The organism is Alloscardovia omnicolens DSM 21503, from assembly GCF_000420505.1.
Classification (GTDB): Bacteria; Actinomycetota; Actinomycetes; order Actinomycetales; family Bifidobacteriaceae; genus Alloscardovia; species Alloscardovia omnicolens.
The window spans coordinates 1-13699 of record NZ_ATVB01000024.1; the positions used below are offsets into that span (position 1 = coordinate 1).

Here is a 13699-nt window from a genome sequence, read left to right on the forward strand (position 1 = left end):
TGAATGTGCATCGCAGTGCTCGTTTGAAGGATTCGACGGTGATTTATATTTTGTCGGAGTCTTTCTCGGATCCCTCTCGTGTGCCGGGGTTGAAGGTGAGTAAAGATGTGATGCCTTTTGTGCGTGAGCTTAAATCGAAGACGACGTCTGGTTTGATGTTGTCGTCTGGTTATGGTGGTGGTACGGCTAATTTGGAGTATATGGCGTTGACGGGTTTGTCGATGAGTAATTTTGCTCCGTCTTTGAGTTCTCCGTATCAGCAGTTGGTTCCTACGCAAAAGTGGTCGGCGAGTGTTAATCAGTTGTGGGGTGAGCAAGCTTCATTGGCTTTTCATCCGTATCAGTCGAATATGTATTCGCGTAATATGGTGTATAAACGCTTTGGATTCTCGCAGTTTAGTACTTTAGATGGTCCTTTGTTTATTTCTCCAACTACTAAGTTGGGTACTTCTCCATATGTGTCTGATAAATCAACGTATACCTCTATTTTGAATTCTTTGGAGAAGGTTGATCAAAGCCCTCATTTCTATCAGGTTGTGACCATGCAAAACCACATGCCGTATAAGAATTATTATGCGAATAATGAAATTAAGGCAGAAAGCATTACGGGTACACCGTTAGAAGATAGCGAGAAATCCTCAATTGAAACCTATGCCAAGGGCATGGAATATACTGATGGATGTACTAAGGAATTCCTCGAACAGTTGGATAAGCTGAATCGTCCAATTACTGTGGTGTTCTACGGTGACCATCTGCCAGGTGTTTATAAGAGTGCTGCTAAGGACGATAATAATTCTGTAGCTTTGCATGAGACTGATTATTTTATTTGGTCGAATAAAGCGTCTGGTGTGGATAATGCTCAGGCAGCTGAGAAAGCGACGAATAGCGCGTATACCTCGCCTAACTTCTTTACTGCTCAGTTAGCTGAACACTTGAACGCTAAGGTGAGCCCATATATTGCCTTCTTAACAGCACTACACGCCAAAGTTCCAGCAATGGAACCTCCAGTAGTGAATAAGATTCAAGGATGGAGCCGTATTCCTGATGGTCAAGCTCTGTACTTGGATAACGAAGGTAACTATTTGGACGTATCACAGGCTGATGCGCAAACCAAGCAGTTGCTAGAAGATTACAAGTTTGTTCAGTACGATTTTACAGCTGGAAAGAACTACTTAAAGAATACGGACTTTATGAATATTTCATAGACTCGTGGTGTAATTCGCGAGGGTCGTGTATACTAGCAAAAGCTCCCATGTGGCGATATGTCACCCAACTCCCCCAGGGCAGGAATGCAGCAAGGGTAAGTGATCTCTGTCGGGTACGTGGGAGTTTTTCTTTTTCTTCTGATGCGCTGTTAGTATCTTTCTGCGCAATCGGGCTTTACACTGTGTTCAATTCGAGAGGCTTTTACTCTCTCGCATTCTGCTTAACCGATTCATACACCTGTTATGCCAGTTTTGATGCGCAAAAAAGGCTTCACACGTGGCATATCGGTTGCGCGTATCGACTTCACACATGAACGCGGGTTTCAATCACTCTTAAAAGGCATGCTAGCAACTTTCACGCACTTGTAACCTACACAACCCCGCTAAGTCCGAAGAACCAGTTTGCTGTATTATTCATCGTTGTGATTAGCTATGAATGATACAGCCCAATAGGCTTCTACTTTCGCGTGGTAGAAGCTTTACCACGTAGCGCTAACTGGTAGGTACGAAAGCTAAAGCTATGTGTTGTGTTAGTACGAAACAGATTTCATTGATTTTCAAGGAAAGATCACAAACTGTATCAGTGATACAGTGCTTTAACTTTCATAACTACTGTTTGCTATGACAATTAAAGATGGAACACGGTGTTTTGAATGCTCGGTAAAAGCTTTACCAAGTAGAGTAACTGGTAGGTACGAACGATACAGCACATGGGAACGCGCGTGCGATAATGTTTGTAGTTAGGCTTAGCGCAGATGACCCTCAAATCTCAAGCTTCCTAGACCGAAAGCATGAACCATGAGCTATACACTTGAAAATCTAAAGAAAGAACGAAAAATCAGCAAAACCACGATGCATGCAGCGAGGAAACATGTTGACGACACTATCCGAGAGTTTAAGGAAAAACAAAAAATCTCACAACACAGCTCCCCACAGTCAGCGGAACTATGTCGTAAGACATGAGCTTCAGTACCATACTGTATATCGTATGTTCATATTCAGTGCTGATTTTCAGGTCTTCCTGCGCACATCGAAGTAATCGAGTACTGTGTACTCACATGGCAGACGAAATGAATAATCAGAACGCAGAACACCAAGGCGCAGGCGAGACCGTCAATCCAACGATGGCAATACCTGCTCCTCCGAGCCAAGTTAGCCAGCAGAAAAACGAGATATTGATGCCTTCTCATAGAGAGGAAAGCAACAATTCCAACGAGCAATCTTCGAACGCGAGTGATGATAACGCGCTCAATACTAAAGCATCCACAGAAGCCACAGCGAAGTCTGCAGCCAACATCAGCTCTCACGTCAGCTCTCAAGATCGTGGTTCCGACGAATATTTGGCCACTCATCCGCGCGTCAGCGCTGTGGTATCGAGCATTGTTTTTGCCGTTCTAGGATTAGTAGCATCAGCTGCAGTGTTCTATGCTGGCGTATGGACTCTGCCTGGTCAGCGTTTCGATAGCTGGATGTGGTCAGATATGTCTCGTCTCTTCCCGAGCATTGAATCGCTGGCTCCATCATTATTCACTGATTCGCGGTGGATTATTGTGGCAAGCGTTGTAATGATTGCTCTTGCTTTGCTCGTTGCCGTTGTGCGTAAGCGTTTTTACACCTTCGCTCTCACTGTTGTTTTTATTATTGTCGCCTTTGTGAGCTCTTACGGTTTGAAGCGCGTGCTACCACGCCCAGTTTTGGATGCATATATTCCTGATCCTGCGAACTCTGCGCCGTCTGGACACACTGCTTTGGCTACTATTGCCAGCGTATGCCTTGTTTTGTGCGTGCCTCGCGTTTTGCGCGCTATCTGTGCTGTATGGGCGGTTATTTTTACCACGTCTGTGGGAATTATGGTGATTTACGATAATTGGCACAGACCAACAGATTCCATTATGGCCATTCTTTTAGTTGTTTCTTTGGGACTTTTAGCTATGGCATTTACGCGCGCCTCAGGTATGGATGAGGTAGGAACGCGAAAATCCAGCGTGAGCATTCAAATTACTGCAAGTGTGTTGATTGTTGCCGGAGCGTGCGCTATAGGTTACGGAAGTTATGTGTTAGCACAGATTTATCCTGTTGTTCAGTACCGTCCTGACGCGCTTTCTCTGTATGGCGTGTACGCCACGATAGCATTGATTGCTGGTTTTTCGTCCTTTATGTTTGGATTACTGCTTGCAATGCGTCAGGCCACGGCAGCTCCATTAACACGTTTTGGATTGCTGGGCAAACCTCCTGCGCCTCCCCGCGCGTAACTCATAAGAGGGAATAACACTCAACTCGGCGCGTCTGCTTGCGTATAAGCGGTGAAGATAAGACACCGATGAGGCGCTTTTGTCGAGGCGCGTGCATAATAAAGAACTGAGTGTGCAATGCGTGGCACACACATAGCGAATCGGAAAGTGGAGCAGAAAATGGCTAAAGGACAAAAGCTCGTAATCGTCGAGTCGCCTACCAAAGCGCGGAAAATTGGCGGTTATTTGGGTGATGACTACACAGTGCTCGCATCTGTGGGTCATATTCGCGACCTTGCCCAGCCTTCTCAGATTCCTGCATCCGGTAAAGCTGAGTACGGTAAGTTCGGCGTGAACGTCGATGATGGTTTTAAGCCGTACTACATTGTGGACGATAATAAGAAGAAAACTGTTAGAGAGCTTAAAGCAGCTTTGAAAAAAGCTGACGAAGTTTTCCTCGCAACTGATGAGGATCGCGAGGGAGAAGCTATTGCATGGCATTTGGTAGAAACGCTAAAACCAAACGTGCCTGTTAAGCGCATGGTTTTTCATGAAATTACCAAGTCAGCTATTGTTGACTCTCTCGAACATACCCGCGATGTAGACGCACATATGGTTGATGCTCAGGAAACTAGGCGTGTGCTCGACCGTTTATACGGTTATGAGCTTTCGCCAGTATTGTGGCGCAAAGTAGGACCAGGTCTGTCTGCTGGTCGTGTGCAGTCCGTTGCTACACGTTTGATTGTGGAACGTGAACGCGAACGTATGGCTTTCGTAAAGTCAACCTATTGGGATATCTCTGCTCAGGTGAGTGCCGATGCTTCCCAAGACGCTTTTACAGCACGTTTAACTCAGCTTGACGGTACGCGCGTTGCTGGTTCGAAAGATTTTGATGAGAACGGCGCATTAACTGCTGCAGCAGAGAAAGATGGCGTGATTGTTGTAGACGAAAAGACCGCGCAGAACTTATCTGAGGCTCTAAAAAACACTGATTTTGTTGTGGAATCAGTAGGTTCTAAGCCATATAAGCGTCGCCCTTTACCTCCTTTTACCACATCGACCTTGCAGCAGGCAGCAGGTAATACTTTAGGAATGTCTTCTCGCGCAACCATGCGTGCAGCTCAAGGGCTGTATGAAAACGGTTATATTACCTATATGCGAACCGATTCGGTGACCTTATCGAGTGAAGCAATCTCTGCTGCTCGTCAAAGTGTGGAAGAAGAATGGGGAGCTCAGTATTTATCTGAGAAGCCTCACCAATACGCCACTAAGTCTGCCGGTGCACAAGAAGCGCACGAGGCTATTCGCCCAGCAGGTTCGCATTTCCGTAATCCTGCTGATTTAGCAACGAGTTTGCCAACTGATCAGCTCAAGCTGTATACGCTTATTTGGCGTCGTGCTTTGGCGTCACAAATGGCAGATGCCACAGGCTTTACCGCTACCGTAGAAATGAATGCAGTAACCGCAGATCAGGGCACAGCTACTTTCCATGCCAGCGGAACTGTTATTGAATTTCCTGGTTTCCTTGTGGCTACACGTCTATCAACGAGTAAGAAGGATGAGCAAGAAACAATTCTGCCTCCACTATCTCAAGGTGATGTGCTTGCGGCACAAGAGGTAGAACCTCAGTCGCACGAAACTCAGCCTCCAGCGCGATACACGGAAGCCTCCTTAGTGCGCACTTTGGAAGCTAAGGAAATTGGTCGCCCATCTACATATGCCAGCATTATTTCTACGATTATTGATCGCGGATACGTATATGAACGTGGACGAGCTCTTATTCCATCATGGCTTGCTTTTGCTGTGATTAAACTGTTGGAACAGAACTTCCCACAATATGTGGATTACGCCTTCACCGCTCAAATGGAAAACGGTTTAGACGGTATTGCCCAAGGTCAGGAAACCGGTAAAGCATGGTTAACGCGCTTCTACTTTGGTGATGGTGATGACTCGGCTCATTCATCTGAGCAAGCTCATAAAGGTCTGCATGCTCAAGTCTCTCAATTAGGTGAGATTGATGCGCGCGAGATTAACACTATTCCTGTGGGCGATGGTCTTGCTGTGCGCGTAGGACGTTATGGTCCATATTTGGAAGATGCAGACAATCTTGATGCAGAAGGTAAGCCAAAGCGTGCAAGTCTGCCAGAAACCATCGCTCCCGATGAACTGACTCAAGAGGTTGCACGCGATCTTATTGATAATAATTCAGGTGGTCCTCGAGTTCTGGGTGTTCACCCTCAAACAGGAGGAACGATTGAAGTGCGTAACGGACGTTTCGGTCCTTACGTTGCTCTCATTGCTGTGCCAACGGGTGACGAAAAAGTCGATAAAGCGAATAAACCAAAAATGGCTTCGCTGTTCAAAACAATGACTCCTGATGCTATCAGTCTGGACGATGCAGTCAAACTGCTCGATCTGCCGCGCGTTGTGGGAACTGTTGAGCAGAAAAACGAGGAAACAGGCGAAACTCAGAAGGTCGAAATCCTTGCCAATAACGGTCGTTACGGTCCATACCTCACGAAAACTGGTGTAGACGGTAAAGCTGAAACGCGCTCGCTAAACTCGGAAGACGATATTTTCACCGTAACAGTTGAACAGGCTGAAGAGTTATTTGCTCAGCCAAAGTATGGTCGCCGTACTCGTGGAGCTGCCAAACCTCCTCTGCGCGAACTCGGTCCTGATCCAGATACAGGTAAACCAGTCGTTATTAAAGATGGTTTCTATGGCATGTATATCACGGACGGCGAAACAAACCGTACCGTACCAAAGCAATATACGGCTGAATCCATAGAACCAGAAGTTGCTTTCCGTCTTCTTGCAGAAAAACGTGCAGCAGGTCCGCGCAAGCGTCGCAGCACAAAAGCAAAGTCTTCCGCGAAGAAAACAACAGCGAAGAAAACTACTGCTAAACGCACGACGAAGAAAAGCACAGCCAAGGAGTAATAAACAATGACGAAAGGTTTGTTTATTTCCTTCGAAGGTGTGGACGGCGTGGGTAAAACCACCCAGCTGCACAGACTGCGCGATTATATTGAGTCGCGAGGAATTAGTGCAGTAACGACATTTGAGCCAGGCGGCACTGAACTTGGAAAAGATTTACGTCGCATTCTTCTGCACGGCGAGGATGTGTCTGACCGTGCAGAAGCGTTGTTATATGCTGCCGATCGCGCTCAACACGTAGATCGTTTTATTCGTCCAGCACTCGAACGCGGTCAAGCTGTGCTAACGGACCGCTATATTGATTCGTCGATGGCGTATCAAAGCGGTGGGCGCGAACTGTCTCGTGCGAACGTGCTTGAGCTATCTCAGTTCGCTACAGCGGGACTATGGCCGCAGCGCACATATGTGTTGGATATGAGTTTTGAACAGTCACGTGCTCGTCTCACAGGTGAGCTTGATCGTTTAGAGTCTGCTGGCGAAGACTTTTTTGAACGTACACGCGCGGCTTTTCTTCAAATTGCAGCTGAGAATCCTGAACGTTGTGTGGTTATTGATGCCTCTCGCAGTATTGACGAGGTGTGGAACGATATTCGCTGCGATATAGACGCTTTGCTTGCTCAGCGCGGGACTGATCATGAGTAGTGGCGTTTGGCAATCCATTATTGGGCAACAGCCTGTTGTTGAGTTATTGTCTCGCGTGGCACGCTCACCAGAACATATTGCGCAATCATGGCTGATTTGTGGACCTGCTGGTTCAGGACGCTCGAATGTAGCGCGTGCTTTCGCGCAGGCTCTCAACTGTCCACAGGGCGGATGTGGTCAATGCGATACGTGCAGACAGATTGATGCCGGAACTCATCCGGATGTGACCACGCTGACCACAGACCGCGTGAGCATTACGATTGATCAGGTGCGCGAGCTGAGCGCCCACGCAGAACAGATGCCTGCGCTGTGCCCGTGGCGCGTCATTATTATTGAAGATGTTGACCGTATGAGCGAGCGCACAACAAATGTGTTGCTCAAAGATATTGAAGAGCCAAGTGACCACACGTTGTGGATTCTGTGTGCTCCATCAGCCCAAGATGTGTTGCCAACTATTCGTTCACGCACGCGCATTGTTAATCTCGCTGTTCCACCAGTGGATGCTATTGCTGCGTTTTTGCAGGAGAGCACAGGTGTGGATGCGCATAAAGCTAAGCAATTTGCGCGCTTGGCTCAAGGTCATATTGGCATAGCACGTCTGTATGCTACCCAGCCGGAAGCTGTGCGCATGCGCAATAATATTGTGGATAATCTCGTTTCCATGACGCGCACCTCTCAAGCTGTTTTGCTTGCTCAAGAGCTGTGTGCTTCTGCACAAGACCAAGCGCAATCCAGTATTGATGCGCAAGTGGAGGCACAGCAGAAAGAATTTCGCCGTTCTCACGGTTTGGCTGATGATGATCCGATTGATGCTTCTGTGCGCTCGCAATATAACGCTATTGGCAAAAAAGATGATGTTAAACGTCGAGTAACACGTTTAAGTCGCGATGTGGTAGACCGTGCTTTAACTACGATTGCCAGCGTATATCGCGATATAGCAGTTATTCACAATAATGCAGAAATGGTTAGCGGTTTGATTAACCAAGAGTTTTCAGAAGAAATTGCTGCCATGTCGGTGCGCGTATCTCGTCAACATGCTGTTGATGCTATACAATGCATTGATGTAGCGCGTCGCCGTATTCACGGCAATACACCACAGTTATTGGCTATAGAGGCTTTGCTAACTTCGCTGATTAATGCGTAGCGGGGAGCGTTATAGCGTAATGGAAGCGCGTAAAAGTATTACATACATCGCATACTCCACGTGTTGCCTAGCGCATTCCGTGCCACGTGGCATACTGGAGATATGAAGATTTCTGCCGATTTTACGCTAATGCCCGATACTTATGGCAAGTTCGCTTCACAGAATCATAAAACGGATGGATACCCAACCACATCATTTCCGTTTTATATCGATCAGTTAAATCCTGCTGTACGGTATTTGCACTGGGAATTTGTAGATGATGATGCTATTCCTGTCTGTGGTTTTCAATGGATTCACTGGGCAGTGGCGAATATTCCGGTAGACGCGCTTATGTTTGATTTTAATGATTCTCACGCTCTACAAATACCTGAAGATTTCTCACGTCAATTACCATCACTTATTCCTGAAGCTGTGCAAGGTCGCACCTCGGCAGGCAGTAAAATTGCTCAGCAAACTAATCCTGCAGTTATCCATCGCTATAACGGTCCGCAACCTCCTGACCGCGATCATGATTATAAGTTATGCGTGTACGGAACAGCTCAGGCTTTCGAGGGTTTTGAGGACGGTTTCTATCTTAATCAGTTACGCAATGCTGTGTTCCGCACAGATGCAGTCATTGATTATGGAGAAATATATATTCGCTCTCGTGCGCAGTAAAGCGTATCAGCAGAGCGTATCGAGTAAAACTGAAAGACGCAGTGCTCTTCAATCAAAAAACGTCATACTCACCGAACTAAATAAAACAGAGAAGTAAAAGCCGAAAGTAAAACAGCCGCTACAGAAAGGAATTCTATGCCTTGCACCACTATTCTTGTCGGTAAGAATGCAAGCTATGATGGTTCAACTATTATTTCACGTAACGAGGATTCCTCGAACGGTGAATTTACCGAAAAAGAGTTTAAGGTTGTTCAGCCAGACGATCAGCCTCGTCACTATAAAAGTGTTATTTCTCATGTAGAGATTGATTTGCCAGATAATCCGATGCGCTACACTTCTGTGCCAGATGCCTTACTGAAAAATGGTTTGTGGGCTGAGCATGGCGTGAACGAGAAGAACGTGGCTATGAGCGCTACGGAAACATTGACTTCTAACGAGCGCGTGCTGGGTGCAGATCCGCTTGTTGAGCTTGTTCCTGCTCGCGATGGACAGCCAGAAATTCCTGGTGGTATTGGTGAAGAAGATATGCTCACCATCGTTCTTCCTTATATTTCCTCGGCACGCGAGGGTGTGGAACGTTTGGGTGCTTTGCTCGAAGAGTTTGGCACGTACGAGATGAACGGCATTGCTTTTAGCGATGCTGAAGAAATCTGGTGGCTCGAAACAATTGGCGGTCATCATTGGATGGCTAAGCGTGTGCCAGATGATTCCTATGTGGTCATGCCAAATCAGTTGGGCATTGATGAGTTTGATTTAGATGATGCTTTCGGTGATCAGGATGAGCATATGTGCTCTGCTGATTTACGTGAGTTTATTGAAGAAAATCATTTAGATTTGGCTGTGGAAAACGCTAGTGCGTTTAATCCTCGTTTAGCTTTTGGTTCTCATTCTGATTCTGACCATGTGTATAACACTCCACGCGCTTGGTGGATTCAGCGCTTCTTTAATCCTTATGACGAAGATTGGGATAGTCCTCAAGCATTGCATACGCCTATGAGCGACGATATTCCATGGGCTCGTCAGCCAGAACACAAGATTACGATTGAAGACGTCAAGTATGCTTTGAGCGGTCATTATCAGGGCACTGCTTACGATCCGTATGCAAAGAACGGTTCCGAAGCTACGCGCGGACAGTTCCGTTGCATTGGTATTAACCGCAACTGCGATTTGTGCATTATTCAAATCCGTCCATATGCTCCTGAAGCATCGCGCTCTATTCAGTGGACTGCTTATGGTTCAAATCCATTTAATGTATGCGTGCCTATTTTTACGAATATTGATACGATTCCTGCATACTTGACTGGTACAACCGAAACAGTTGATACAGCGCATAACTTCTACTGGGCAAACCGTGTGATTGCTGCTTTAGCTGATGCTCGCTTTAATGAGAACAGCGCGCATATTGACCGTTACGCGCAGAAAACTGGGGCAGCAGGAGTAGCTACAGTTATTGCTGCTGATAAAAAGATTGCTGCTTTTGCCGCTGCGGAAGGCTCTGCTGCTGTTGAGAACACAGAAGATAAGCGTGCGTGTTTGATTTTGGAAGCTGCGAACCAGTCGATTTGCGACATTGTTGAGAAAGAAACCAACGATTTGCTGTCTAAGGTGCTGTACACCACGAGCATGTCGATGCACAACGCTTTCTTCATGTCGGATAATTAGGATAATTAGAAACGGCGGTTAGGCTGACTGATGGCGTAGGGCTGACTGATACTGAAACTTCTCGGACGGCTCAGCGCTGACGGTCGGTTACTGGTCGATGGTCGGCGCGTGGCTGAGACGGATAGCGGCGGAAAAACGCGGTCTTGCGCCTTCGTAGTCAAAATAAAAGACTTGCAACACCCACACAGAAAGGTTGCACGATGTTAACGGGAAAGCTCTCCTCCTATTCGAGTGCTTATGGCGAACTCATGAAGATTGATGCTTTCGCCTTCCTCAAAGAAGTTCAGGCTCATCCTGAGCAGTTCAAAAAGGGTAAAGTTGTGCTGGTTACAGCAGCAACACCTTTGAAAGCTTCACGCGGTGAAGGAAAGACCACAACCACCATCGCTTTAATTGATGCATTGCGTCAGCGCGGTATTGATGCGGCTGCAGTACTGCGTCAGCCAAGCATGGGTATTACTGCTGCTGGCTCGAAAGGCGGTGCTTCGGGTGGCGGTAAGTCTACACTGTCTCACCCAGAAATTGCTGACTGGGGTTTGACCGGTGAAATGGCTCGCATTGCAGATGCGCAGAATCTGTTGGTTGCTTTCTGTGAGAAGGCTGTTGATGATGGCATTCTGTCTGAGGTTTTGATTCCTCGTGTGTCTGAAACTCCAAGCCGTTCTTTGCGTTCCGTGAAGACAGATGGTGGCAAGTTGGCTGAGCGTTTTGTGCTGACGCCTGCTAGTGAAATGATGCAGATTGTTGTGCTGTCTCGCTCGGTAGATGAAATTGCGCAACGCATTGGCAATATGACTGCAGGTTTAGCTCCTGAAACTGGCAAGCCAGTGCTTGTTAAGGAATTTGTAGATATTGAGCGTATTGTACGAGTTATTGGTAATGCTGTTGACCCTGCGTACATGGAAAGTTCCGAAGGTTCGCCTGTGTACATTCACTGCGGTCCGTTCGGTAACGTATCTCTTGGTATTCCGGGCTTGGTTGCTGTGGATATGGCCTGCGCTTTGCACGATGTTGTTGTGGTTGAGGCTGGATACGGCGCTGATGCTGGTGGTCAGAAGTGGCTCGATATTGCTGCGCGTGAGTATGGCGCACAGTGGCCAGCTGCTGCGGTGGTTGTTACCCGCGCTACCACATGGCAAGACGATCCGGCATTGCAGTGGCGCTACCCATTTGCTGTAAACCGACTCGAGGATTTGGGTATTCCTTCCTTCCCTATGATTAACTTGTGGGAAGGTGAAGATGATGAGCTTCCAGCGCTGCGCCAGACTGCGGCAACACTTGGTTTCCGTGAACCTATCGCTGGCAATTTGTGGCGAGACGGTGGAGCAGGATTGGCTTCTCAACTCGATGCGTTTATTGAGGCTGTGTCGGCCGCAGATTCGGATGCTCGTCCAGAAAGTAAGAGTGGCGAGGACTTCCTCGATACCGTACGTTGGGTAGCTGAGAAGGCTTACGGCGTTCCAGCTGACCGCGTGATTGAGAAGGACGGTTTCGCATCGATTTTGGCTGCCGAGAAGGATCGCGCTGCAGCTTTGGGTATCGATTTTGATTCGCTTGCTGTGCTTGCTGTGAAGTCTCCAGCAACCATGACCGATAACGATGCTCTGCCAGAGAGCGAACGCACGGTTACGCTCAAGAAGGTTGAGATGCATACCGGTGCAGGCGTGGTACACATTAACTTAACGACTTCTTTGACCACTCCAATGCCAAAGATTGTCTAGGTTTGCTGATTGATTGAGCGCAAATGCGACGCGAAAGTTTTCCTCTTTCGGCGTGTCGTATTTGCGCTTGATTATTTTCTGAGTATAGTAGTTACTCGTTGCGATAAGCAGCGCCCCTTTAGCTCAGTTGGTTAGAGCAGCGGACTCTTAATCCGCGTGTCCAGGGTTCGAGTCCCTGAGGGGGCACAAAATTTAAGGGCTTCTTCTTCCGAAGAAGCCCTTTTGCTTTATCTAGCAAGCACGAACTCAGTGGAACTGCATACCGCCATCAACTTCCAAAGTGTGGCCGGTAACGTAATCGGAATCAGGACCTGCCAAGAAGGAAATAGCAGCAGCTACATCTTCAGGCTCGCTCAAACGACCCAAAGCAATATCCTTCGAGAAGGTGCCCATACCCCACTCGTCATCCTTACCAGCGTTTACAGCAACCTGGTGAGCGATGTCCATCATCATTGGAGTCTTTACGATACCTGGAGCGTATGCGTTAACCAAAATGCCTTCTGGTGCGAGCTCTCGAGCAGCTACCTGAGTAATACCGCGGATAGCGAACTTGGTGGAGCAGTAGAGCATAAGGTTTGGATTACCCACAACACCTGCCTGAGATGTTGCGTTAATAATCTTTCCACCATGACCGAGCTCACGGAACTTACGTGTTGCAGCCTGAACACCCCCACATGGTTCCTGCAATGTTAACCTTCGTAACCAGCTCGAACTGTTCAGGGGTAACCGTACCCACTGGAGTTGTTGGAGCCAAGCCTGCGTTGTTAACGATAACGTTAAAATCGCCAAGCTTGTCTGCAGCCTCATCCACAGCTGCATCTACAGCAGCCTGATCGGATACATCCAACTTAATAGCCAAAGCGGTGCCGCCGTTAGCGTTGAGCTCGTCGGCCAGAGCCTGAGCGCCCTCCAAGTTGAGATCTGCAATAGCAACAGCAAAACCATCTGCGCTTAAACGACGAACAGCAGCCTCGCCAATTCCTTGAGCCCCACCTGTTACCAAGGCGACTTTCTTATCTGCCATATGTACTCCTTTGTGAAAACACTTGTGTTACCTGTCTACATACACAAGCTATATGCGTAGCGGTTCGTTCCGCTGCTCCTTAGTTTTGTCCTTAAACTTAAAGAAAGCTGGGTGTGTCCATAATCTGTTCAAACGATTGACGCTGGCGTTTAAGGATGTGCGACACGCCGTTGAGGGGTTGTGTTTGTTGGGTTGTGGGTGTGTGGGTTGCGTGGTGTGGTGTGGTGGTGTATTGTTTTTATTCGCTGCCTGATGCGGCTGATTCTCTTTGGTTTGGGGTTTTGGTTGGTTTGTGTTGTGGTGGTTTGAGAACTCAAGAGCGTGTTTTGTACTACTTTTTATGTTTTGATAATGCCAGTGACAGCTGAATGATTTTGTTGTTTGGTTGTTTTTTGTGCGTTGAATGCTTTATTTTTTGTAGAGTGTTTTTCGTTATTTTTCTTTTATTTTGTGAGTCATTTATTGTGATTCTT

10 protein-coding genes, 1 tRNA gene and 1 other RNA gene are annotated in these 13699 nt (G+C 47.3%); 10 read left to right on the forward strand and 2 right to left on the reverse strand.

The genetic code is table 11. The features are described 5' to 3' along the window. The 10 genes from G464_RS0107630 to G464_RS0107670 form a co-directional block, all read left to right on the forward strand. Positions 1-1205 (forward strand): LTA synthase family protein (locus G464_RS0107630; RefSeq protein ID WP_022857368.1); only part of this gene is annotated, 1205 nt, incomplete at its 5' end. A gap of 36 nt (positions 1206-1241) precedes the next feature. Then, positions 1242-1338, forward strand: an RNA gene (gene ffs, locus G464_RS09965) — signal recognition particle sRNA small type. A gap of 925 nt (positions 1339-2263) precedes the next feature. After that, positions 2264-3457, forward strand: coding sequence for a phosphatase PAP2 family protein (locus G464_RS0107635; RefSeq protein WP_022857370.1), 1194 nt, complete (start codon positions 2264-2266; stop codon positions 3455-3457). 159 nt (positions 3458-3616) lie between these two features. Then, a complete protein-coding gene (topA, locus tag G464_RS0107640) occupies positions 3617-6379 on the forward strand; it encodes a type I DNA topoisomerase (protein WP_022857371.1) in 2763 nt (920 codons plus the stop codon). Between the two features lie 6 nt (positions 6380-6385). Next, positions 6386-7018 carry a dTMP kinase gene (gene tmk, locus G464_RS0107645; RefSeq protein ID WP_022857372.1) on the forward strand — a complete coding sequence of 211 codons (633 nt, stop codon included), beginning with the start codon at positions 6386-6388 and terminating at the stop codon, positions 7016-7018. After that, entirely contained in the window at positions 7011-8162 is a 1152-nt protein-coding gene (locus G464_RS0107650) for a DNA polymerase III subunit delta' (protein WP_022857373.1), read from the forward strand. The genes tmk and G464_RS0107650 overlap by 8 nt, the downstream gene beginning before the upstream one ends. 102 nt (positions 8163-8264) lie before the next feature. Beyond that, positions 8265-8819, forward strand: coding sequence for a YbhB/YbcL family Raf kinase inhibitor-like protein (locus G464_RS0107655; RefSeq protein WP_026472697.1), 555 nt, complete (start codon positions 8265-8267; stop codon positions 8817-8819). A gap of 135 nt (positions 8820-8954) precedes the next feature. Then, complete coding sequence (locus tag G464_RS0107660; RefSeq protein WP_022857375.1) at positions 8955-10481, forward strand: C69 family dipeptidase; 1527 nt, start codon at positions 8955-8957, stop codon at positions 10479-10481. Positions 10482-10681: 200 nt separating this feature from the next. After that, positions 10682-12202: a formate--tetrahydrofolate ligase gene (locus tag G464_RS0107665; protein ID WP_022857376.1), complete on the forward strand. Its 1521-nt coding sequence runs from the start codon at positions 10682-10684 to the stop codon at positions 12200-12202. A gap of 112 nt (positions 12203-12314) precedes the next feature. Then, positions 12315-12388: transfer RNA gene (locus G464_RS0107670), tRNA-Lys, on the forward strand. A 60-nt stretch (positions 12389-12448) separates the two neighbouring features. On the opposite strand, the gene G464_RS10485 is transcribed toward G464_RS0107670, so the two are convergent. Together G464_RS10485 and G464_RS10490 are read right to left on the reverse strand one after the other, a co-directional pair. Further along, positions 12449-12889 (reverse strand): SDR family oxidoreductase, encoded by a 441-nt coding sequence (locus G464_RS10485; protein WP_258164944.1) that lies wholly within the window; start codon positions 12887-12889, stop codon positions 12449-12451. Next, positions 12849-13226, reverse strand: a complete 378-nt coding sequence (locus G464_RS10490) for an SDR family NAD(P)-dependent oxidoreductase (RefSeq protein WP_021617241.1) — start codon at positions 13224-13226, stop codon at positions 12849-12851. The genes G464_RS10485 and G464_RS10490 overlap by 41 nt, the downstream gene beginning before the upstream one ends. Positions 13227-13699 lie beyond the last annotated feature (473 nt).

What these genes read in the sequence shown, in the direction of transcription:
- G464_RS0107665 (WP_022857376.1), top strand. Translation starts at nt 10,682, where the DNA reads ATGTTAACGGGAAAGCTCTCCTCCTATTCGAGTGCTTATGGCGAACTC.
- G464_RS10490 (WP_021617241.1), bottom strand. Translation starts at nt 13,226, where the DNA reads ATGGCAGATAAGAAAGTCGCCTTGGTAACAGGTGGGGCTCAAGGAATT.
- G464_RS0107650 (WP_022857373.1), top strand. Translation starts at nt 7,011, where the DNA reads ATGAGTAGTGGCGTTTGGCAATCCATTATTGGGCAACAGCCTGTTGTT.
- G464_RS0107655 (WP_026472697.1), top strand. Translation starts at nt 8,265, where the DNA reads ATGAAGATTTCTGCCGATTTTACGCTAATGCCCGATACTTATGGCAAG.
- G464_RS0107635 (WP_022857370.1), top strand. Translation starts at nt 2,264, where the DNA reads ATGGCAGACGAAATGAATAATCAGAACGCAGAACACCAAGGCGCAGGC.
- G464_RS0107660 (WP_022857375.1), top strand. Translation starts at nt 8,955, where the DNA reads ATGCCTTGCACCACTATTCTTGTCGGTAAGAATGCAAGCTATGATGGT.
- tmk (WP_022857372.1), top strand. Translation starts at nt 6,386, where the DNA reads ATGACGAAAGGTTTGTTTATTTCCTTCGAAGGTGTGGACGGCGTGGGT.
- topA (WP_022857371.1), top strand. Translation starts at nt 3,617, where the DNA reads ATGGCTAAAGGACAAAAGCTCGTAATCGTCGAGTCGCCTACCAAAGCG.